Here is a 21,859-nt window from a genome sequence, read left to right as displayed (position 1 = left end):
TTTTATAAGGATTTAGACATATTAGATTGAAACAATTTATGGATATTTAAGAATTCTTTAAATTTAAAGAAAGACATATTAGTTTACCTAAAGAGTTGATCTCGCTTTTTTATGAAAAAACGAATACTTATTGCACCTTTAAATTGGGGTTTAGGCCATGCCACACGATGCATCCCTATTATAAACCAATTGATTATACACAATTTCACCCCTGTAATTGCTAGCGATGGTATTGCTTTGGCGCTTTTAAAAAAAGAATTTCCTACCGTTGAAACGATTGAACTTCCTGCTTACGATGTGACTTATGCAAAAAAAGGGCATTTTTTTAAACTGAAGCTTTTAAAAGATTCTCCTAAACTTATTAAGGCGATTAAAGCTGAAAAAAGAGCAACTAAAGATATTATTGAAACCCATAATATTGATGGCATTATTTCTGACAATAGGCTTGGTGTACACAGCAAAAAAATTCCTTCGGTTTTTATAACGCATCAACTGCAAGTTTTAAGTGGCAATACGACTTGGTTAAGCACCAAAATGCATCAGCGTGTAATAGAAAAATTTAATCAATGTTGGGTGCCAGACCATGAAAATGAACCTAGTTTAAGTGGTAAATTAGGACACATGAAAGGCATTGAAATTCCGCTTAAATATTTAGGCCCATTAAGCCGTTTTGAAAGAAAAGATCTTGAAATCACTTACGATATTATGATTCTACTTTCTGGACCAGAACCTCAACGCACACTTTTAGAAGTTCAGCTTTTAAAAACATTTAAAACGGATTCTCGACGTATTTTATGCGTTCGTGGTGTTATTGAAAATGAACAAACAAAAACCGTTATAGACAATATTACGGTTTACAATTTTATGGCTAGTCAACAATTAGAAGATGCTTTAAACGCCAGTAAATCTGTACTTTGCCGCTCTGGATATACAACCGTTATGGATTTATCTGTTTTAGGAAAAAAAGCTTTTTTTATCCCTACTCCTGGACAGTTTGAACAAGAATATTTAGCCGAACGATTAGATGAATTGGGATTTGTCCCTTATTGTAAACAGGATGATTTTACGATGGACAAATTGGATAATATTCAATATTACGATGGATTAAACGGACTAAACACTAAAGTAGATTTTAAAGATTTATTTAGTCTTTTCTAAGGTAAATGAAAATTCACTACCGACACCAAAATCACTTTCAACATAAATTTTTTCGTCGTGAGCTTCGATAATATGTTTTACAATAGCTAACCCTAAACCAGAACCACCTTCTTTTCTCGATCCGCTTTTATCGACACGATAAAAACGTTCGAACAAACGGGGAATATGATTTTGAGTAATACCTTCTCCATTATCGGTAACCCGAACGATAACCTTATTTTTAATTAGATTTTCTATACTAACTTCTGTAGTTCCTTTATCGTGACCATATTTAATAGAGTTTACAACTAGATTACTCAGCACTTGTTGGATGCGTTCTTTATCGGCTTTTACGTAAATTGGGCCAGCATAATCTCTATCAAAAGTTAAAGTAATGCGCTTTTTGGCAGCCTTCATTTCAAACATTTCAAACACATTTGAAACCAGTTCTACAACATCAAACTTTTCAATCTCCAGACTTAAATCACCAACTTCTAGTTTGGTAATCATATCTAAATCATTAACAATAAAAATTAAACGTTCCACACCTTTACTTGCGCGATCTAAATATTTTTCACGAATATTTACATCATTCATAGCACCATCAAGCAGCGTTAAAATATAACCTTGAACAGTAAAAAGTGGCGTTTTTAATTCATGAGAAACATTACCTAAAAACTCTTTTCTATATTCTTCACGAACATGCAAAGTTTCTATCTCCATCTTTTTATCTCTAGCATACTTATCAATTTCTTGAGTAAGTGTTGCCATATCTGTAGTAATTGGTTTTTTACGAAGACTTGTAGATTCTAACAAAGTTAAATCGTCGTATATTTTTTTTACTCTCTTGTATATAAAAAGCTCTACTCGATATTGAATAATAACGAAACAACCTAAAAAACAGATTAGCATAAAAGCTAATACATGTAAAGTATTTACTGTATGAAATAAGAATAAATAGAGACTTAACAAGCTTGTTACTAGTAGCGTTGAATACATTGCCGTTTTATAAGCAAACTTGTATGTTTTTTTAATTTTCTTTGGCATTAATCAACAAACTTATAACCTACACCTTTTACCGTTTTAAAACACTCATCTCCAATTTTTTCTCTTAGCTTACGAATGTGAACATCGATAGTTCGACCACCAACAACAACTTCGTTACCCCAAACTTTATCTAATATTTCTTCGCGTTTAAATACTTTTCCTGGCTTAGATGCTAATAAAGATAAGAGTTCGAATTCTTTTCTTGGCAATACAATTTCTTCACCTTTCAGAACGATTTTATACTCGTCTCTATTAATGACTAAATCCCCTATTCTAACGATAGATTCGTTTACAGATTCTTCTTTTAATCGTCTTAATAATGCTTTTACTTTACTTATTAAAACTTTAGGTTTTATAGGTTTAGTAATATAATCGTCGGCACCTGCATCAAATCCAGCAACTTGAGAATAGTCTTCGCCTCTAGCTGTTAAAAACGTAATTATCGTGTCCTTTAATTCAGGATTATTTCTGATTTGTTCGCAAGCTTCAATACCATCCATTTCCGGCATCATTACATCCATAATGATAAGTTGTGGTTTCTCTTTCTTTGCTTTCTTTACGGCTTCAATTCCGTTTTCAGCAGTAATAACTTCATAACCTTCAGAAGACAAATTATAGCCTACAATTTCTAAAATATCCGGCTCATCATCAACCAACAAAATCTTTATGTTCATTTTTACTTTATTAAAATGTTATTTAATCTTCAAAGATAAAATATATAACAATCATTTATAGGAAACTATTTATTAATAACAATAACGTAACCTGAATCTTACACTATAATAATTTAAGTGTAATAAAACTACTGTTTAACAATTTTTGGTCTAGAGTTTGTTGTGCAATTGCTATCTTTACACATTAATTTAATTCGATGATAAAAAACTACTTACTTACACTATTTTGTTTTTCTTTGTTTTTTATAGTATCGTTTACTGCACAAGCACAAGCAGTAGATAAAGATATGAATCAAAACATTGAAGAACTTTCTATATACCCCAATCCGGTGAGTAATGGGAAGCTTTATATTGTAACAAAAAAGAACCTTACTAAAGAGATCGAAATTTTTAATGTTTTAGGAAAATCTATTCTCCAAACGACTCTTTTTGGTAAAGAAATGAATATCTCTAAATTAAATGCTGGGATTTACATTATTAAAATTAAAGAAAATAATATTTCTACAACTCGAAAACTCGTAGTTCGATAACGCAGGTTTTATAGAAATATTGTAATCAAAATTAAAGATTATTTTATTGAACACATATTAAAAGCATTGCTATTGGCGATGCTTTTTTATTTTACCTATTTTTGCTCTTGTTTTTACATCTTAACTATGATTGATACTCAGGCTATTTTTAATATTAAAACGGAAGACCAATTTAATACGCAAGCATTAAAAGTATTTCAGTTTCAGTTTGAAAATAATCGCACATATAGATCGTTTTGCGACTTACTTTACATACATCCTAGCGATATTAAACATTACAAAGATATTCCTTTTTTACCGATAGAATTTTTCAAAACACGAGAGATATTAAGTTCTAAATCTAATATTCAATGTACATTTTCTAGTAGCGGAACCACAGGAAGCATTACCAGTAAACATTTGGTAACCGATGTTTCTATTTACGAAGACAGTTTTAGAAAAGGCTTTACCGAAGCCTATGGAAACATTAAAGATTATGTTGTTTTAGCATTGTTGCCGTCTTATCTAGAACGCAATGGGTCGTCTCTAATATACATGGTTAACGATATGATTAACCAATCGAATCATACTGAAAGCGGATTTTATTTAAATAATTTATCGGAATTGAAATCGAAATTAATCGATTTAGATTTACGCGGACAAAAGGTTCTTTTAATAGGTGTTTCTTTTGCGTTATTAGATTTGGTTGAAGCCCATCAGTTTCAATTAAAACACACTATTATTATGGAAACTGGAGGAATGAAAGGCAGACGCAAAGAGCTTATTAGAGCAGAGCTGCACGACATTTTAAAAACAGGATTTGGTGTAAACGAAATCCATAGCGAATATGGCATGACGGAATTATTAAGTCAGGGCTATTCTAAAGGTCATGGTATTTTTAATTGTCCGCCATGGATGAAGATTTTAACTAGAGATCCCGAAGATGCACTTACTATTCAAACTGAAGGAAAAACAGGTGGTATTAATGTTATAGATTTGGCGAATATAAATTCTTGTTCTTTTATAGCGACTCAAGATTTAGGGAAAATTACTGGAAAAAATGCCTTTGAAGTGATTGGACGTTTCGATAATTCTGATATTCGAGGCTGTAACTTAATGGCACTATAAAGCCTTATTCAAGATATGAAATTTAACATATTTTTCACAGAACATACTGAAAGTAAACGAATTAAATAGCGACTATCCTTGTACTTCCTACTCTTTAGAAATATTCAAAGAGAGGTTGGTTTTTAATGGTTAGTTGGTTTTTTTGAAGCCGGATTAAATATAATCCGGCTTCATTATTTTTAAACCACTTTTATAATATAAGTATTACGCTTTCCTTTATTAATAATGATATAGCTATCGTTTATTAAATCGTCTGCGCTTAATTTATAATCTTCTTTTACCTTCTCTTTATTTATTGAAACTGCATTTTCTTTTAAAGCACGTCTTGCTTCACTATTAGATGCTAAGAAATTAGTCTTTGCTGAAAGTACAGCAATCATATCTGTATCTTCAAGTTCTGCTTTAGTAATTTCTGCCATTGGCACACCTTCAAAAACATCTAAAAATGTTTTTTCATCTAAGGTTTTAATATCTGCTTTAAACGATTTTGAAAATAAAATATTCGATGCTTTTTCGGCATTTTCAAACTCTTCTTTAGAATGCACAAACGTCGTTAATTCTTCAGCTAATCGTTTTTGTAATATTCTTAAATGTGGCGTTTCTTTATGTTCAGTAATTAAAGCTTCAACAGTCGCTTTATCTAAAAACGTAAAGATCTTAATGTATTTTTCAGCATCTTCATCAGTCGTGTTTAACCAAAACTGGTAGAATTTGTATACAGATGTTTTATCGGTATCTAACCATACATTTCCACCTTCAGTCTTACCAAACTTAGTACCATCGGCTTTTGTAATTAACGGACAAGTCATCGCATAAGCTTTAGCTTCTACACCAGGATTCATACGTCTTACTAACTCGGTTCCGGTAGTAATATTTCCCCATTGGTCGCTACCTCCCATCTGTAACACACAGTTGTAGTGTTTATGTAAGTGGTAAAAATCGTAGCCTTGAATTAATTGGTATGTAAACTCTGTAAACGACATCCCGATACTCCCTTCTTCTCCAGAAAAACGTTTTTTTACCGAGTCTTTAGCCATCATGTAGTTTACGGTAATACGTTTACCAACATCACGAGCAAAATCGATAAAAGAAAAATCTTTCATCCAATCGTAATTATTCACCAATACAGGTGCATTTGCTGCTGTTGAATCGAAATTTAAAAATCGAGATAACACACTTTTAATTCCGGCAACATTCTTTGCTAAGGCTACTTCGTCCAATAAATTACGCTCGTCACTTTTCCCTGAAGGATCTCCAATCATTCCTGTTGCTCCACCTACTAAAGCCATAGGTTTGTGACCTGCTTTTTCTAAATGAACCAAAATAATAATTGGAACTAAACTTCCAATATGTAAAGAATCTGAAGTAGGATCGAAGCCAATATAGGCTGTTGTCATTTCTTTCTTTAATTGATCTTCGGTTCCTGGCATGATATCATGCACCAGACCTCTCCAAGTTAATTCTTCAACAAAATTTCCAGTCATTAGTTCTAAATTTTAATAATCTCCTGCAAAGATAAAAATCGTAGTATAATTACCCCTATATTAAATAATTCTTTACCTTAGTTTTATGATTTTAGTTACAGGAGGCACAGGACTTGTTGGTTCGCATCTACTTTACAGATTAGCAAGCAACAACAATAAAATAAGAGCAATTTACAGATCGGAAGAAAAACTTGATATCGTAAAAAAAGTCTTTTCTTATTATACAACTGAAGTAGACGCCCTTTTTAATCGTATTGAATGGATTAAGGCCGACCTACTAAACATACCTGATTTGACGGAAGCTTTTAAGGATATTACCCATGTGTATCACAGTGCTGCTTTAGTCTCTTTTGAACCTGACAAATACCCGGATTTAAAGCGGACAAACACTCATGGCACAGCCAATATTGTAAATTTATGTTTGGCTTTTAATATTAAGAAATTGTGTTATGTAAGCACTATTGCAACTTTAGGAAAAACGCTAAACGACGATCCAATTACCGAAGACACATATTGGAATCCAGAAGGAGACAACAACGTATATGCTATTACTAAATATGGTGCAGAAATGGAAGTTTGGAGAGGTACTCAAGAAGGTTTGGATGCAGTTATTGTAAATCCAGGTGTTATTTTAGGAAGTGGTATCTGGAGCCATGGAAGCGGAAATTTCTTTAAACGCGTCTACAAAAACTTGAAATATTACACGAACGGCGTTACTGGTTTTGTTGCTGTTGAAGATGTTATAAACATAATGATAGCTTTAATGGCTTCCGAAGTAAAAAATGAACGTTATATTTTAGTCTCAGAAAACTGGAGTTTTAAACAGTTTTTACAAACTATTGCCACTCATTTAGGTGTTAGTCTTCCTACAAAAGAAGTGCAATCTTGGCAAGCAGAATTGGGTTGGAGATTAGATTGGTTGCGTAATAAAACTACCGGAAAAAGACGCATCTTAAGCAAACAGATGGCACAAACTATCAATTCAAAATCGACTTATAATGCTAATAAAATAACAGCTCTTTTACATTACAATTGGATGCCTATAGAAGACAGTATAAATGCTATTTCAAAACAATTTAAATCTGATAATTAATTATTTTTTGGTAATGGCAAACCTTCTGTTTTTAAGTTTTTTGACACTTTCAATCTATCGTCTTTAATTTTAGGCTTCAACGAATTTTCTATTGAGTCTTGCTTTTTCTTTTGGGCTTCAGCTTCTTCTTTTTCTATATTAAATAGCTCCTTAAGTTGCGTTAAACTATCATTCACTTTTACGTAAAGTGCTTCGTATTCATCTATATTGTAAGCATAATACTCGTTACTTTCAGCGAGCATAAGACTGTCTATACCATACTTATCGTAAATTAGAGATTGTAACGAAACACCGTTCTTTTCCAGCGCGTTTTTATCGATTCCTTTACTTGCAGTAAGCAGACTCATATCAATAATAACCTTAACCATCTTATCTTTTGAAATCAGATCTTTAGGCTTTTCTGGTTTCTTAACTTGATGACAAGACGCGACGCTAAACACTATTATTATTACTAAAACTAAACGCTTCATCATCTATTAAAAGTTAAACGTTTTGCTGCTTTAACGTCATTAAATTTGAAATTTTGATATACCAATTCGCCATTTAAAAACGTGTGAGTAATTCGTGATTTAAAAGTAGTTCCTTCAAACGGAGACCATTGACATTTATATAAAATATTTTCTTTTTTTACGGTCCAAGGATTATTTAAATCGACTAAAACTAAATCGGCAAAATATCCAACTTTTATAAAACCTCTTTTTTCAACTTGAAATAAAATAGCAGGATTATGACACATTTTTTCGACTACTTTTTCAATAGAAATTTTACCTCGATGATGCATTTCTAACATCGCAGGTAAAGCATGTTGCACTAAAGGCCCTCCTGAAGGTGCTTTAGTATAAATGTTTTGTTTTTCTTCCAATGTATGTGGAGCATGATCTGTAGCCACAACATCTATTCTACCATCTAAAAGTGCATCCCAAAGTTGATCGCGATCTTTTTCAGTTTTAACTGCTGGATTCCATTTTATAAACGTTCCTTTTTTCTCGTAATCGGCATCTGTAAACCATAAATGGTGGATACAAACTTCGGCAGTAATTTTCTTATCCTTTAAAGGAATTTTGTTTGAAAATAATTTTGTTTCCTTACCTGTAGACAGGTGAAATACATGTAATCTTGCACCCGTTTTCTTTGCCAATTCAATCGCTTTAGAAGATGATAAATAACAAGCTTCTTCGCTACGTATTTCTGGATGATACTTAATTGGAATATCTTCTCCGTATTTTTCTTTAAAGGCTTCAAAATTAGTTTTTATCGTCTCTTCGTCTTCACAATGTACAGCGATTAACATTTTTACTTTCGAAAATATTTCTTCTAGAACCTTCGGATTATCGACTAACATATTCCCTGTAGACGATCCCAAAAAGAGTTTTAAAGCAGCTACATTTTTAGCATCTACTTTTAAAACTTCATCTAAATTATCGTTAGTACCTCCAAACATAAACGAATAATTAGCATAAGATGTTTCTGCTGCGATAGCGAATTTCTCTTCTAATTTCTCGATAGTTGTAGTTTGAGGAATCGTATTTGGCATTTCTATAAACGAGGTGATACCACCAGCAATTGCAGCTCTAGATTCGGTTTCAATATTAGCTTTTTCAGTTAAACCAGGTTCTCTAAAATGGACTTGATCGTCTATTACGCCAGGTAATACATATTTCCCTTCTGCATCAAAAACCTGTACATCTGAAGATTTTGCGCTAATAGAATCGCCTATTTCTTTAATGAATTCGCCTTCAATTAAAATATCGCCTTCAAAAATGCTGCCTTCATTTACAATCTTGGCGTTCTTAATTAGTACTTGTTTTGGTTGCATAATATTGCTGTCTTTAAAATATACTTTTCAGTTTCATTGAAATTACTCCAAAAATGGCTTCCGAAATAATTCCTGAACTTAATTTTGATTCTCCTTTAGTTCTATCAGTAAAAATAACTGGAACTTCTTTAATTATAAATTTTTTAATATAAGCTTTAAATTTCATTTCAATTTGAAACGCATATCCTACAAACTTAATCTTATCTAAATTTATGGTCTCTAAAACTTCCCGTTTATAACACACAAATCCTGCTGTTGTATCGTGAATTTTCATTCCTGTAATAACACGCACATATTTAGATGCCATGTACGACATTAATACCCGGCTCATTGGCCAATTTACTACATTTACTCCTTTTACATATCGCGATCCGATAGATAAATCTGCACCATCTTTTGCACATGCATCGTACAAATGCACTAAATCCTTGGGATTATGAGAAAAATCCGCATCCATTTCGAAAATATATTGATATGCGTGTTTTAAACACCATTTAAATCCGTGAATGTAGGCTGTTCCTAAACCTGATTTACCTTGCCTAACTTCTATAAACAACCGTTTTGGGAATTCCGTTTGTAATTCTTTAACTTTTAAGGCGGTTAAATCTGGCGAATTATCATCGACAACCAGAACATCAAAGTCCTTTTCTTGTGAAAACACAGCCCTAATAATGGCTTCGATATTCTCAATCTCGTTATATGTAGGGATAATGACTATAGAGTCTCTCACTTATAATTGCTATTAAGTTTACAAATGTACATTATTTCACAATTTATTTTTTTTAAATATTCCTTAATAATTCAATGTGGCTATTATTATTTTAAATAATTTTGGGCCATGCTTCGAGAAGTTACATCTAACGAAATATTTACCATTTTAATAATGGTTGGATTGATTTGTATTACAATTGCTAAAATTGCATATACGATTAGATTTAACGATTTCTCTGCAATTTTAGCCAACTCGAAATATTTAAACATTTATTCTCGCGAACAAAGATTTCTAGACAAGTTTGATGCGTTACTTTTTTCAAACTTTATTATCTCCATAGCGATTTTTATCAGTATCTGTTACAAAGTCTTACTTGCAGATGTAAAATTAGATCCCGATATTATTCTTAAATTTATACTAGGTATAAGTGTTTTTTTAATTATAAAAGCGCTTTTCGAACGGCTAATTGCAAGCCTGTTTAATATAGATGATGTTATTGATAATTACATCTTTCAGAAAACAAGTTATAAAAATTTCTTTGGTATGTTACTCATCCCAGTAAATGCCATTTTAATTTACAGCATAACACCTTCAAAAACAATTTTATATGTTGTTTTATCGGTATTATTGGTTCTTTTAACTATAAGTTTGAGCACATCATTAAAACGTTATCAAAAGTTAATAAAATCGAACCTTTTTTATTTTATTTTGTATCTTTGCACTCTCGAAATCGCACCCTATGTTATTTTGTACAAATTTGTTACGGTAAACTAGAGGTCATCTTAATAAAAAGTGCTTATGAAAGTGAAAACAATTTTAGTCTCTCAACCAGAACCTAAAATAGAAAATTCCCCGTATTTTGATCTTCAAGAAAAGCAAAAAGTAAAAATTGATTTCCGCCCTTTTATACATGTTGAAGGGGTTCCTGCGAAAGAAATTAGACAGCAAAAAGTAGACCTTAATAACTACACTGCTATTATTTTAACGAGCCGTAATGCAGTAGATCATTTTTTTAGAGTTGCTGAAGAAATGCGTTTTAAAGTTCCAGATTCATTGAAATATTTCTGTCAGTCTGAAGCTGTTGCGTATTACCTTCAAAAATATGTGGTTTATAGAAAACGAAAAATATATGTTGGTAAACGTACATTTTCCGAGCTAACGCCTTTAATTAAAAAATATAAAGACGAGAAATTTTTACTTCCTGCTTCAGATAAATTAAAACCTGAAGTTCCAGAAATTTTAAACGGTTTAAATATCAACTGGAAGGAAGCTGTTTTTTACAAAACTGTAATTAGTGATTTATCAGATTTAGCTAACGTATCTTATGATATTTTGGTATTCTTTAGTCCTTCTGGAATTGATTCATTATTCCATAACTTCCCCGAGTTTAAGCAAAACGAAACCCGAATTGCTGTCTTTGGAAACACGACTATTAAAGCTGTTGAAGAAAAAGGCTTACGTGTAGATATTTCTGCGCCAACGCCAGAAACACCATCTATGACTATGGCTTTAGATAAATATATAGATAAAACGAATAAAGGAAAATAAATAATTTTCTATTATATACAAGAAAGGCGATTCATAAACTGAATCGCCTTTTTTTTGTTTAATACTAATTGGCACTTTAGACTTCTATGGATTGTAACGTTGTGGACCTCCACGTCTAATTTCCTCGCTTGCTATGCTTTCAAACTGTTTGAAATTTATTCTAAATGCATTCGATAATTTAAATGCTGTAGTATAATAAGCTTCATCGTTGTTCCAAGTTGCTCTCGGACTTAATACCGATGTAGGAACACCTGGACACGTTCTTGGTTGTGCGACTCCAAACACAGAGTGAATATGATAATCGTGGTGATTATATAATCCTAAATCTCCATTTAAAACGGCATTAATCATAGCACGTGTGTATTTTAATTTCATTCGTGTACCAACACCATAAGCACCTCCGGTCCATCCTGTATTTACAAGCCAAACGTTTACACCAGCGTCTTTCATTTTCTTACTTAACATTTCTGCATATTTTGCAGGATGCAACGGCATGAATGGCGCTCCAAAACAAGCAGAGAACGATGGTTGTGGTTCTTTTACTCCAGCTTCTGTTCCTGCTACTTTTGCAGTGTAACCAGATATAAAATGATATGCAGCTTGTGCTGGTGTTAATTTTGATATTGGCGGAATCACTCCAAAAGCATCTGCTGTTAAGAAAAATATATTTTTAGGATTTTCTCCTATAGATGGCACTTGTATATTTTTAATAAAATCTATAGGATAACTAACACGTGTATTTTGAGTGATAGAAGTGTCTGCAAAATCTACATGTCCTTCTTTATCTAATACAACATTTTCTAAGATAGAACCGCGCTTAATTGCATTATAGATATCTGGTTCATTTTCTTTACATAAGTTAATCACTTTTGCATAACATCCGCCTTCAAAATTAAAAACGGTATTTTCATTGGTCCAACCATGTTCGTCATCTCCTATTAAACGACGGTTTGGATCTGCGGATAGTGTTGTTTTTCCTGTTCCAGAAAGTCCGAAGAAAATAGCTGTATCCCCTTTTTCTCCAACATTCGCACTACAATGCATTGGTAGTGTATTTTTAAATACCGGTAAAATAAAATTTAAAGCAGAGAAGATTCCTTTTTTAATTTCACCTGTATATCCCGTTCCACCTATTAATACAATTTTTTTTGTAAAATTTAATATTGCAAAATTATGCTGACGCGTACCATCCACTTTCGGGTCTGCCATAAATCCTGGCGCATTTACTATAGTCCACTCTGCATTAAAATCTTTCAATTCATCTTCAGTAGGTCTTAAAAACATGTTATGCGCAAACATATTTGCCCAAGGATGCTCGTTTATCACGCGAATATTCATTTTGTAATTAGGATCTGCACACGCATAACTATCTCTTACAAAAACTTCTTTATTAGACAAATAATCTGTGACCTTGTCGTACAAAGCATCAAACGTTTTAGATTCTATAGGAATATTTACGTCTCCCCACCACACCTTATCTTTAGTAATATCGTCTTTAACAATAAAACGATCTTTTGGAGACCGTCCCGTAAATTCTCCAGTATTTACTGCTAATGCTCCCGAAGAAGCCTCTACACCCTGACCTTTTTCAATAGTCAGATCCTGCAATTCATCTGAAGATAGTTGATACTTTACTTTCGCATTTTTAATTCCGTAAGATTCCAACGAAATCGTTTTCGTAATTTGAATGTTGTTCATCATGATAATGTTGTTTTACTGTACAAATATCAAAAATTTATTTCAAAAAATAGACAATAAAATTCAATATTTGCTATTTTAGACTTCAATTATATTCAATTTATTTAATTATTATTACTATTTAAATTAAAAAATGATAATATCATAATTATCCAGCCTATTATCATTAGCAACCCTCCAACAGGCGTTATAAAGCCAATTGCCTTAAAATCGAATCCTGTTAGTACATTTGTCGCCAAACCATATATGGATCCAGAAAACAGAATAACACCACCTACAACAAAATAAAAAATTAATGCTTTTTTTGCTTTCGGAATTAAAGTTGTTCCGCCAACAAATAATAAAAGCAATGCATGATACATTTGGTATCTCACGCCTGTTTCGAATGTTTGAATAGATTCTAACGAGATTAAAGATTTCAATCCGTGTGCTGCAAAAGCACCAACAACTACACTTAATAAACCTAAAACACCACCAGTAATTACTATTTTTTTATCCATATAAAATTAATTTTCGAAGATTTCACACTTTCATTTTAGTACATTTATAAAAACACACCATTTTAAGTTACATTGTTAAACTAGTTAACTCAGATTATTATGCGAAACATTCTAGTCATAGGCTCCGGAAAATCGACTTCTTATTTAATTTGGTATTTATTAGATAAATCTGAAACCGAAAAGTTGCATATTACTATTGCTGACATAGCTTTAGAACATGCTAAAAAACTAATTAAAAACCATCCTAATGCGACTACTATAAAGTTCGACATTTTTGATGACACTACACGTAAAAAAGCCATAAAAAACGCAGATATTATTATATCAATGCTTCCTGCTAGATTCCACATTGAAGTCGCCAAAGATTGCTTAAATTTTGACAAAAATTTAGTAACAGCATCTTACATTAGTGACGACATGCAAGCTCTAAATGAGTTAGTTACAAAAAAAAACTTGGTTTTTATGAACGAAATTGGTGTAGACCCTGGCATTGACCATATGAGTGCCATGCAGGTAATAGATCGCATTCGTTCTAAAGGCGGAAACATGATCCTTTTTGAATCATTTACAGGCGGTTTAGTGGCTCCGGAAAACGATACCAACCTATGGAACTACAAGTTTACATGGAACCCTAGAAACGTAGTTATTGCTGGCCAAGGCGGAGTTGCTAAATTTGTTCAGGAAAACACTTATAAATACATTCCCTATAACCGTTTATTTAGGCGTACAGAATTTTTAGAAGTCGACGGTTATGGTCGATTTGAGGCGTATGCTAATCGCGATTCTTTAAAGTACCAAAGCGTTTATGGGTTAGATACTGTTAAAACGTTGTATCGAGGTACCATAAGACGTGTTGGTTTTAGTCGTGCTTGGAATATTTTTGTCCAACTGGGTATGACAGACGATAGTTATATTATGGAAGATAGCGAGCATTTGAGTTATCGTGATTTTGTAAATGCTTTTTTACCATATAGTCCGTCAGATTCTGTGGAGTTAAAATTTAGACATCAATTAAAAATTGATCAAGATGATGTGGTTTGGAATAAATTTTTAGAATTAGATATTTTCAATCCGAATAAAAAGATCAACCTTCAAAAAGCAACTCCAGCTCAGATTCTTGAACACATTTTAATGGAAAGTTGGACGTTAGCAGAAAAAGACAAAGACATGATTGTGATGTATCATAAATTTGGATATGAATTAAACGGAAAGAACCATCAAATAGATTCGACTATGGTTACTAAAGGTGAAAACCAAACCTACACCGCCATGGCAAAAACAGTAGGATTACCAGTTGCGATTGCAACATTAGCTATCCTGAATAAAAAAATCACGACACCAGGCGTCCAAAGACCAATTACGAAAGAAGTTTATACACCTATTTTAAAAGAGCTTGAGAGCTTCGATATTAAATTCACAGAAAAGGAAGTTCCATATTTAGGTTACAATCCATTAATTCTTTAACATAAATAGTTTCAGTTTAAAACTCTTTAGCTACTTTTATATTCTAATTTAGAATAAACGGGATATGAAAGCTACAAATCAGAATATTGAAATTGACGGTATCGACAAGGAAATTCTTCGTGCTTTAATGCATGATGCGAGAACTCCTATTTTAGAGATTGCCAGAGGTGTTGGTATTTCGGGTGCAGCCATACATCAGCGGTTGCGAAAATTAGAGAAATCGGGATTAATATCTGGTTCTAAATTCACTATAAATCCGAAAATATTAGGATATACAACCATGGCGTTTATTGGAATATATTTAGATAAGGCCATGAGTAACCCTGAGGCTGTTAAACAATTAAAAAAAATCCCAGAAGTTATAGAATGTCATTATACCACAGGAAACTGGAGTATTTTTATTAAAATATTATGCCGTGATAACGAACATTTAATGCAATTACTAAACAAAGACATTCAATCTATTTCAGGAGTTTCTAGGACAGAAACATTCATTTCCCTCCAACAACAAATCGATCGTCAGATTCCGATATAATCTATTAACTATGATATGAGTTAATCTTAGATGTGTTTCCATCAATTTCTATAGTATTGATTTTATAATTTCACCGTAAATAATTAAAAATCAACACTATGAAAACTTACAAAACATTCTTAATTGCAATATGCCTAGTAGGTCTTGTATCTTGCGATAATAAAAAGAAGGAAAGCAATCCAATGTCAGATCCAACACATACCCCAAATAAAGAAAGCGTTATTGATAATGCAGATAGTGAAGACATGGACAATACGATTCAAATCAAGGTTGTTATGGAAGCAAAAAGCGACAGTAAAGTATCAGGAACGATTGTTTTTACAGAAGTTGATAACTCTGTGAATATGCTAGGAGAACTTCATGGTTTAAAACCAAATACGGTACACGCCATTCATTTACATGAAACAGCAGACTGTTCTGCTCATGATGCGAAGTCATCTGGAGGACACTGGAATCCTACAAACTCTAAACATGGTAAATGGGGAGATGTTCAAGGATATCACCGTGGAGACATTGGTAATTTCACATCAGATGAAAATGGAAATGCTACTGTTACTTTTGAAACAGATGAATGGGCTATAACTTCTCAAGATACAACCAGAATCATTACAGGTCGAGGAATTATTATACATGAAGGTAAAGACGACTTTACAACACAACCAACTGGTGACGCAGGAAAACGCATCGCTTGTGGTGCTATTAAATAGATGAAGAATAAAGAGTGCTTCGTTTTAAGAAATACAAGTATCTAGACACGATTCTACCTTTCTCTTTACAAGTCTCTTAAAAAACTTTACGTTTCTATTTTGAGTCTTTTAATAAAAGTCAAAATGGATAATACAAAGACACTAATAATACAAAATAAAAAGGGGTCAGATTTAAAAAAATCTGACCCCTTTACTATTCTAATAATTTAATTTAATTTCTATTTCCTAAAATCTGCATAGCCCAATATAATAATGACGCTAATGCACCTATAGCAGCAACTAAATACGTACGTGCTGCCCATTTTAAAGCATCTTCAGCTCCATCATATTCATTTGGCGCTAACATGTTTTTATTTTTCAACCAAGCTAAAGCACGATTACTCGCATCGTATTCTACAGGTAATGTTATAAAACTAAAGATAGTCGCCATACCCATCATAATTAAACCTACAATAGATACCCAGAATCCCATTCCTGCACCAGATGCTGCTCCTAAAATTAAACCACCAATAACTAACCATTGCGACATTTTAGACGATATACTAACAATAGGTACCAATTGAGAACGCATAGTTAACCAACTATACGCTTGTGCATGTTGTACTGCGTGACCGCATTCGTGAGCCGCAACTGCTGCCGCTGCTGCATTAGCTTCAGAATATACCGGTTCACTTAAATTTACGGTTTTGGTTCTTGGATCGTAATGATCTGATAAATGTCCTGGTGTAGACACCACTTTAACATCACGAATACCATTGTCTGCTAACATTTTTTCAGCAATTTCTTTCCCAGTCATTCCATTACGTAAATGAACTTTAGAATAGGTCTTAAATTTAGACTTAAGCTTGTTGCTAACCAACCAGCTTACTAAAGCAATAACACCAATAAGTATATAATATGTAAACATTCTTTTAAATTTTGAAAGATTAAATTTACTATAATATATCAAATAATGAGCCAAAATCTGATTAAGAAATTTTGTCAGTTGTTAGGCGTATTTTGTTCCCCAACCAAAAGCATCATTAATTTCGCTATACACAATCTCGCCTCCAACGATATTCAATCCTTTTTGTAATGCTGCATCTTCCGCACAGGCTTGCGCCCAACCTTTGTTAGCTAATTTCAATACAAACGGTAGAGTTACGTTTGTTAATGCCAAAGTAGATGTGTAAGGCACAGCTCCGGGCATATTAGCCACACAATAATGTACAATATCGTCTATAATAAAAGTAGGATCTTCGTGAGTTGTGGCTTTTGTGGTTTCCATACATCCGCCTTGATCTACTGCAACATCGACTAAAACAGTCCCTGGTCTCATTAATTTCAACATATCTCGGGTGATTAATTTAGGCGCTTTTCCTCCTTTTAGTAAGACACCACCAATAATTAAATCGTGAGTTTGAATGTGTTTTCTAATATTATACACACTAGAATATTCTGTAACCACATGGCTTGGCATAATATCGTTTACATATCGTAATCGTTTCATATTAACATCCATAATCGTAACATGGGCACCTAAGCCTGAAGCCATTTTAGCTGCCTGAACACCAACAACACCTGCACCTAAAATTAATACTTTCCCTGGCGAAACTCCAGGAACTCCACCTAACAAAATACCACGTCCTTTAATGGGTTTTTCTAAATATTTAGCGCCTTGTTGTATTGACATACGTCCCGCAACTTCAGACATTGGCGTTAATAATGGTAACGTCCCATCGTCGTCTTCTACGGTTTCGTAAGCAATACAAACTGCATTACTTTTAAGCATCGCCAGAGTTAATGCTTCGCTTGATGCAAAATGGAAATACGTAAATACAATCTGTTGTGGCTGAATTAAGGCATATTCTTCTTGGATAGGCTCCTTTACTTTTACAATCATTTCGCTGGATATATAAACAGCTTCTATGGTTTCTAAAATGACAGCACCTACTTCTTGATACACATCGTCGAAAAACCCACTACCATCTCCTGCTGTAGATTGCACATAAACGGTATGACCTTGATTAACTAATTCGAAAACTCCAGCCGGTGTCATACCTACCCGATTTTCGTTATTCTTAATTTCCTTTGGAATGCCTATTTTCATAATTACAGATTTTTTGTGTTATAAATTTGGCTATTTTCTGATACTTCTACAAATTAATAGTACTGAATATCAAATTATTACACATACCAAAATCACCCCTATTATTATAGAGGTGATTATATATATTTCTAAAAAAATGTATTGAAAATTTCTGAATTCGAAAACCCAAATTTAGACTATCCTACAATATTGATAATCTTTCCAGGCACGACAATTACTTTTTTAGGTGTACGCCCTTGTAATTGCTCTTGTGTTTTTTCGTTAGCCATTACTATTTTTTCGATTTCGTCTTTACCTAAATCTAAAGATAACTCTAATGTGAAACGTGTTTTTCCGTTAAAAGAAATTGGGTACACTTTACTGCTTTCCACTAAATGACTCCCGTCGAATATTGGGAAAGGTGTTTCAGAAATCCCTTTGTAATCTTTTGGTAGCTCTTCTACTTTTATTAACTTGTTAAAATAAATACAAGCATATAGATGTTCTGCAACGTGTGGCGCATATGGTGATAATAAAACCAAGAATGGTTCTAGCACTGCTTTACTCACACATTTCTGAGCGTTGAATTCATTTACAGCAATCATAAAAGTAGATACTGAAGTATTGAATGAGAAATTCTCGATATCTTCTTCTACCTTCTTAATCGTTTTATGAAGTGTTTTTAAATTGTCTTTTGTTGGTTCTGCATCGGTAACATTTACAGCAGCTTCACCAATATATAATTTCCATAATTTTTTAAGAAAACCATGTACGCCAGTAATTCCTGCTGTATTCCAAGGTTTAGCTTGTTCTAAAGGCCCTAAGAACATTTCGTACAATCTTAAACTGTCTGCACCATAATCAACACAAATTTGGTCTGGATTAACGACGTTGTATTTAGATTTTGACATTTTTTCAACCTCGCGACCTACTTTGTAAACATCATTATCACCTTCAATTACTCCTCCTTTTTCTCCAATAAAAATTGCATTTTCATAGTCCCTACCAAATTCACCATCTGTTTTCAATGACTCAATATCTAATATATCTGAAGAGTCAACATATTTAACATTTATGTGCTTTGGATTTATCTGACTAGTAAAAAGAGTAACATCTTCAACACTCAAGTTTTCAAATAACTCCTTTCTTTCAGGAAAATCTTTTATTAAAAATTTAATTAATGAATCAAAAGATTTTTCTACAACTACATGAGCTACAGACTCTTCAAATTTTCCCGAATCACTATATTTTGAACTTACGTAGAAATTTGGAATTAATCCATTTGGAACAAATGTTCTAACTTCTAACTTTTTGATATAAAAGAAAGGCAATACGTTATAAGCAAAAGCACTAGTACCCAAAATCATCCCTTGATTGATTAGCTTTTTGAAAGGCTCTTCAATATTAACAAATCCGCGATCTTTTAAAAATTTCACCCAGAATCGAGAATATAATAAGTGACCAGTAGCATGCTCGCTACCACCAATATATAAATCTACGCTTTCCCAATAGTTAAGCGCATCTTCACTTGCAAATACATCGCCTCGTTTTGAAGCCTCTTCCATATAACGGAAGAAATACCAAGAGCTTCCCGCCCAACCTGGCATCGTGTTCAATTCTAAAGGAAAAACATTCTCATTATCGATTAAATCGTTTGAGACTACTTCCGCCTTGAGGCGGTCCCAAGCCCAAACATCGGCACGACCTAAAGGCGGCTCTCCAGTTTCTGTTGGTAAATATTTTTCTACTTCTGGCAAACGGATTGGTAAATGCTCAGTTGCAATCATTTGTGGTTTTCCATTCACATAATATACAGGAAATGGCTCTCCCCAATACCGCTGACGACTAAAAACGGCATCCCGTAAACGGTAATTTGTTTTTCCTTCACCTTGTCCGAGAGCTTCCAATGCTTCAATGGCTTTTGGCGACGCTTCTTTATAAGACAAGCCGTTTAAGAAATCACTATTCGCAAGTTTCGTATTTCCTTTTTCAGCAAAAGCTGCTTCAGAAATATCAACACCTTCAAAAATATTTGGAATTTCAATATCAAAATGCTTAGCGAAATCGTAATCACGTTGGTCACCACAAGGAACCGCCATAACAGCACCTGTTCCATAGCTTGCCAATACGTAATCTCCAATCCAAATGGCAACAGGTTCTTTTGTAAATGGATGCTCGGCATATGCTCCTGTAAATACACCCGAAATGGTTTTTACATCGGCCATACGTTCGCGTTCACTACGTTTAGCTGTTTTTTCAATATACGCGTCTACAGCATCTTTTTGGTCTGCGGTTACAATTTTAGCTACTAATTCGTGTTCTGGCGCTAAGGTCATGAAACTTACTCCAAAAATAGTGTCAGGGCGTGTGGTAAAGACAGAGATCCCCCCAGCCCCCGAAGGGGTAGCTTGCTCACTCGAATGTGATTCTCTTTGAGAAAGCTCATTTTGAATTTTTTCTAGAACATTTTCTATATCTCTAAGAATCTCATTGTTTCTAAATCGTAAAACTTTATATCCTTTAGATTCTAAAACCAAAGTTCTTTCAGCATCCGCCTCTAACTGTGAATTATGAATTTCACCATCGGCTTCTATCACCAACTTTTTAGACAAACAAACAAAATCAACAATAAAATCTTCTATTAAATGCTGTTGTCTGAATTTAGATTCTAATTTTTTCCCTTTTAAACATTGCCACAAAGCAGATTCTGCAGAAGTAGGATTCGCACGCATTTCTTTAGCGCGTTCAATTAATAAATGAGAATTATTCCCTCCAGTCATATAACCAGCACGTATATCAGAACCTGCTGTCTCTTCCCCTTTGGGGAAGGATAGGATGGGGAACGTTACACTTGCTCCAACAGATTTCCCTATCCAGTTACGCTGACTTTCCTTCAAAGAGTCTGTCCAATCAATTGTATTTAAACCTTGAAGCAAACGTTCTGCATAGGCAGAAATTCGCATACTCCATTGTGTCATTTTTTTACGCACTACAGGGTGTCCGCCACGTTCAGACACGCCGTTTACAATCTCGTCGTTTGCTAAAACCGTTCCTAATGCAGGACACCAGTTCACTTCTGTTTCAGCTAAATATGTTAATCTATATTGTAATAAAATATCTTGTTTTTGTTCAGACGAAAATGAATTCCATGCTTCTGCAGTAAAAGGTTCGATATTATCATCGCAAACCGCGTTTACCGTTGCGTTTCCTTCAGCAGAAAAAATAGCTTCTAAAGTTGAAATATCTTCAGCCTTCCCTGAATCGTTATTAAACCAAGAATTGAACAATTGCACAAAAATCCATTGTGTCCATTTATAATATTCCGGATTCGACGTACGGACTTCGCGAGACCAATCGAAAGAAAATCCAATTTGATCTAACTGACGACGATAGGTTGCGATATTGGTTTCGGTAGTAATCGCAGGATGCTGCCCTGTCTGAATCGCATATTGCTCTGCCGGTAAACCAAAACTATCGTATCCTTGCGGATGCAAAACGTTAAATCCTTTATGGCGTTTGTAGCGCGCATAAATATCTGAAGCAATATATCCTAACGGATGCCCAACGTGTAATCCAGCTCCAGAAGGATAAGGAAACATATCGAGAATGTAATATTTAGGTTTTTCAGATTGATTTTTGGCTTGAAACGTTTTGTGTTCTGCCCAATAGTGTTGCCATTTGGCTTCTATGTCGTTGAAATTATATTTCATGATGTCGTATTCCGCTTAATAAAGGCGCA

Annotated in this window: 20 protein-coding genes; 9 read left to right on the top strand and 11 right to left on the bottom strand. The window is 33.5% G+C overall.

The window, feature by feature from the left end:
- Positions 1-111: 111 nt before the first annotated feature.
- Complete coding sequence (locus R6X41_RS00565; RefSeq protein ID WP_318496714.1) at positions 112-1,158, top strand: glycosyltransferase family protein; 1,047 nt, start codon at positions 112-114, stop codon at positions 1,156-1,158.
- On the opposite strand, the gene R6X41_RS00560 is transcribed toward R6X41_RS00565, so the two are convergent.
- Positions 1,141-2,184, bottom strand: a complete 1,044-nt coding sequence (locus tag R6X41_RS00560) for a sensor histidine kinase (protein WP_318496713.1) — start codon at positions 2,182-2,184, stop codon at positions 1,141-1,143. The two genes, R6X41_RS00565 and R6X41_RS00560, sit on opposite strands and share 18 nt — an antisense overlap.
- Positions 2,184-2,858 (bottom strand): response regulator transcription factor, encoded by a 675-nt coding sequence (locus R6X41_RS00555; RefSeq protein ID WP_318496712.1) that lies wholly within the window; start codon positions 2,856-2,858, stop codon positions 2,184-2,186. The genes R6X41_RS00560 and R6X41_RS00555 overlap by 1 nt, the downstream gene beginning before the upstream one ends.
- Positions 2,859-3,055: 197 nt before the next feature.
- On the opposite strand from R6X41_RS00555, the gene R6X41_RS00550 reads away from it, so the two are divergent.
- Together R6X41_RS00550 and R6X41_RS00545 are read left to right on the top strand one after the other, a co-directional pair.
- Positions 3,056-3,388: a T9SS type A sorting domain-containing protein gene (locus R6X41_RS00550; protein WP_318496711.1), complete on the top strand. Its 333-nt coding sequence runs from the start codon at positions 3,056-3,058 to the stop codon at positions 3,386-3,388.
- 126 nt (positions 3,389-3,514) lie between these two features.
- Entirely contained in the window at positions 3,515-4,495 is a 981-nt protein-coding gene (locus R6X41_RS00545; RefSeq protein ID WP_318496710.1) for a LuxE/PaaK family acyltransferase, read from the top strand.
- Positions 4,496-4,674: 179 nt separating this feature from the next.
- On the opposite strand, the gene tyrS is transcribed toward R6X41_RS00545, so the two are convergent.
- A complete protein-coding gene (gene tyrS, locus R6X41_RS00540; RefSeq protein ID WP_318496709.1) occupies positions 4,675-5,979 on the bottom strand; it encodes a tyrosine--tRNA ligase in 1,305 nt (434 codons plus the stop codon).
- A gap of 85 nt (positions 5,980-6,064) precedes the next feature.
- On the opposite strand from tyrS, the gene R6X41_RS00535 reads away from it, so the two are divergent.
- Complete coding sequence (locus R6X41_RS00535; protein WP_318496708.1) at positions 6,065-7,072, top strand: NAD-dependent epimerase/dehydratase family protein; 1,008 nt, start codon at positions 6,065-6,067, stop codon at positions 7,070-7,072.
- On the opposite strand, the gene R6X41_RS00530 is transcribed toward R6X41_RS00535, so the two are convergent.
- Genes R6X41_RS00530 through R6X41_RS00520 form a run of 3 tightly spaced genes read right to left on the bottom strand, consistent with a single transcriptional unit; the run spans position 7,069 to position 9,618 of the window.
- Positions 7,069-7,545, bottom strand: coding sequence for a DUF4296 domain-containing protein (locus R6X41_RS00530; protein WP_318496707.1), 477 nt, complete (start codon positions 7,543-7,545; stop codon positions 7,069-7,071). The genes R6X41_RS00535 and R6X41_RS00530 overlap by 4 nt on opposite strands.
- Positions 7,542-8,888 (bottom strand): dihydroorotase, encoded by a 1,347-nt coding sequence (locus R6X41_RS00525; protein ID WP_318496706.1) that lies wholly within the window; start codon positions 8,886-8,888, stop codon positions 7,542-7,544. Before R6X41_RS00525 ends, R6X41_RS00530 begins: the two co-directional genes overlap by 4 nt.
- A 13-nt stretch (positions 8,889-8,901) precedes the next feature.
- Complete coding sequence (locus tag R6X41_RS00520) at positions 8,902-9,618, bottom strand: polyprenol monophosphomannose synthase (protein ID WP_318496705.1); 717 nt, start codon at positions 9,616-9,618, stop codon at positions 8,902-8,904.
- 108 nt (positions 9,619-9,726) lie between these two features.
- Between R6X41_RS00520 and R6X41_RS00515 the strand changes: the two genes are divergently transcribed.
- Both R6X41_RS00515 and R6X41_RS00510 read left to right on the top strand, forming a co-directional pair.
- Positions 9,727-10,374, top strand: a complete 648-nt coding sequence (locus R6X41_RS00515) for a DUF4271 domain-containing protein (protein ID WP_318496704.1) — start codon at positions 9,727-9,729, stop codon at positions 10,372-10,374.
- A gap of 24 nt (positions 10,375-10,398) precedes the next feature.
- A complete protein-coding gene (locus R6X41_RS00510; protein WP_318496703.1) occupies positions 10,399-11,148 on the top strand; it encodes a uroporphyrinogen-III synthase in 750 nt (249 codons plus the stop codon).
- Positions 11,149-11,232: 84 nt separating this feature from the next.
- Here the strand turns inward: R6X41_RS00510 and pckA are convergent, their stop codons facing one another.
- Positions 11,233-12,849 (bottom strand): phosphoenolpyruvate carboxykinase (ATP), encoded by a 1,617-nt coding sequence (gene pckA, locus R6X41_RS00505; RefSeq protein ID WP_318496702.1) that lies wholly within the window; start codon positions 12,847-12,849, stop codon positions 11,233-11,235.
- A 101-nt stretch (positions 12,850-12,950) separates the two neighbouring features.
- A complete protein-coding gene (locus R6X41_RS00500; RefSeq protein ID WP_318496701.1) occupies positions 12,951-13,346 on the bottom strand; it encodes a DUF423 domain-containing protein in 396 nt (131 codons plus the stop codon).
- A gap of 99 nt (positions 13,347-13,445) precedes the next feature.
- On the opposite strand from R6X41_RS00500, the gene R6X41_RS00495 reads away from it, so the two are divergent.
- The 3 genes from R6X41_RS00495 (at position 13,446) to R6X41_RS00485 (ending at position 16,052) form a co-directional block, all read left to right on the top strand.
- On the top strand, positions 13,446-14,810 hold the full coding sequence (locus tag R6X41_RS00495) for a saccharopine dehydrogenase family protein (protein ID WP_318496700.1): 1,365 nt from the start codon (positions 13,446-13,448) through the stop codon (positions 14,808-14,810).
- Between the two features lie 64 nt (positions 14,811-14,874).
- A complete protein-coding gene (locus R6X41_RS00490) occupies positions 14,875-15,345 on the top strand; it encodes an Lrp/AsnC ligand binding domain-containing protein (protein ID WP_318496699.1) in 471 nt (156 codons plus the stop codon).
- Between the two features lie 98 nt (positions 15,346-15,443).
- Positions 15,444-16,052, top strand: a complete 609-nt coding sequence (locus R6X41_RS00485) for a superoxide dismutase family protein (RefSeq protein ID WP_318496698.1) — start codon at positions 15,444-15,446, stop codon at positions 16,050-16,052.
- Positions 16,053-16,263: 211 nt separating this feature from the next.
- Here R6X41_RS00485 and R6X41_RS00480 read toward each other — a convergent pair whose 3' ends face one another.
- The 3 genes from R6X41_RS00480 to R6X41_RS00470 form a co-directional block, all read right to left on the bottom strand.
- Positions 16,264-16,959, bottom strand: coding sequence for a zinc metallopeptidase (locus tag R6X41_RS00480; RefSeq protein ID WP_318496697.1), 696 nt, complete (start codon positions 16,957-16,959; stop codon positions 16,264-16,266).
- A gap of 81 nt (positions 16,960-17,040) precedes the next feature.
- The gene (gene ald / locus R6X41_RS00475; protein ID WP_318496696.1) at positions 17,041-18,141 is read right to left on the bottom strand and encodes an alanine dehydrogenase; all 1,101 of its coding nucleotides are present in this window, start codon (positions 18,139-18,141) and stop codon (positions 17,041-17,043) included.
- A gap of 176 nt (positions 18,142-18,317) precedes the next feature.
- Positions 18,318-21,830 carry a DUF559 domain-containing protein gene (locus R6X41_RS00470; protein WP_318496695.1) on the bottom strand — a complete coding sequence of 1,171 codons (3,513 nt, stop codon included), beginning with the start codon at positions 21,828-21,830 and terminating at the stop codon, positions 18,318-18,320.
- Positions 21,831-21,859: the final 29 nt, after the last annotated feature.

Source organism: Formosa sejongensis, assembly GCF_033447105.1.
Classification (GTDB): domain Bacteria; phylum Bacteroidota; class Bacteroidia; order Flavobacteriales; family Flavobacteriaceae; genus Formosa.
The sequence above is the reverse complement of the archived record's forward strand: the minus strand, read 5'-3'. Positions and strand labels throughout refer to the sequence as shown.

Coding starts and splice junctions, on each gene's coding strand:
- R6X41_RS00515 (WP_318496704.1), top strand. CDS start 9,727: ATGCTTCGAGAAGTTACATCTAACGAAATATTTACCATTTTAATAATG.
- R6X41_RS00535 (WP_318496708.1), top strand. CDS start 6,065: ATGATTTTAGTTACAGGAGGCACAGGACTTGTTGGTTCGCATCTACTT.
- R6X41_RS00480 (WP_318496697.1), bottom strand. CDS start 16,959: ATGTTTACATATTATATACTTATTGGTGTTATTGCTTTAGTAAGCTGG.
- tyrS (WP_318496709.1), bottom strand. CDS start 5,979: ATGACTGGAAATTTTGTTGAAGAATTAACTTGGAGAGGTCTGGTGCAT.
- R6X41_RS00555 (WP_318496712.1), bottom strand. CDS start 2,858: ATGAACATAAAGATTTTGTTGGTTGATGATGAGCCGGATATTTTAGAA.
- pckA (WP_318496702.1), bottom strand. CDS start 12,849: ATGATGAACAACATTCAAATTACGAAAACGATTTCGTTGGAATCTTAC.
- R6X41_RS00560 (WP_318496713.1), bottom strand. CDS start 2,184: ATGCCAAAGAAAATTAAAAAAACATACAAGTTTGCTTATAAAACGGCA.
- R6X41_RS00550 (WP_318496711.1), top strand. CDS start 3,056: ATGATAAAAAACTACTTACTTACACTATTTTGTTTTTCTTTGTTTTTT.
- R6X41_RS00510 (WP_318496703.1), top strand. CDS start 10,399: ATGAAAGTGAAAACAATTTTAGTCTCTCAACCAGAACCTAAAATAGAA.
- R6X41_RS00545 (WP_318496710.1), top strand. CDS start 3,515: ATGATTGATACTCAGGCTATTTTTAATATTAAAACGGAAGACCAATTT.
- R6X41_RS00495 (WP_318496700.1), top strand. CDS start 13,446: ATGCGAAACATTCTAGTCATAGGCTCCGGAAAATCGACTTCTTATTTA.
- R6X41_RS00525 (WP_318496706.1), bottom strand. CDS start 8,888: ATGCAACCAAAACAAGTACTAATTAAGAACGCCAAGATTGTAAATGAA.
- R6X41_RS00470 (WP_318496695.1), bottom strand. CDS start 21,830: ATGAAATATAATTTCAACGACATAGAAGCCAAATGGCAACACTATTGG.
- ald (WP_318496696.1), bottom strand. CDS start 18,141: ATGAAAATAGGCATTCCAAAGGAAATTAAGAATAACGAAAATCGGGTA.
- R6X41_RS00485 (WP_318496698.1), top strand. CDS start 15,444: ATGAAAACTTACAAAACATTCTTAATTGCAATATGCCTAGTAGGTCTT.
- R6X41_RS00500 (WP_318496701.1), bottom strand. CDS start 13,346: ATGGATAAAAAAATAGTAATTACTGGTGGTGTTTTAGGTTTATTAAGT.
- R6X41_RS00490 (WP_318496699.1), top strand. CDS start 14,875: ATGAAAGCTACAAATCAGAATATTGAAATTGACGGTATCGACAAGGAA.
- R6X41_RS00530 (WP_318496707.1), bottom strand. CDS start 7,545: ATGATGAAGCGTTTAGTTTTAGTAATAATAATAGTGTTTAGCGTCGCG.
- R6X41_RS00565 (WP_318496714.1), top strand. CDS start 112: ATGAAAAAACGAATACTTATTGCACCTTTAAATTGGGGTTTAGGCCAT.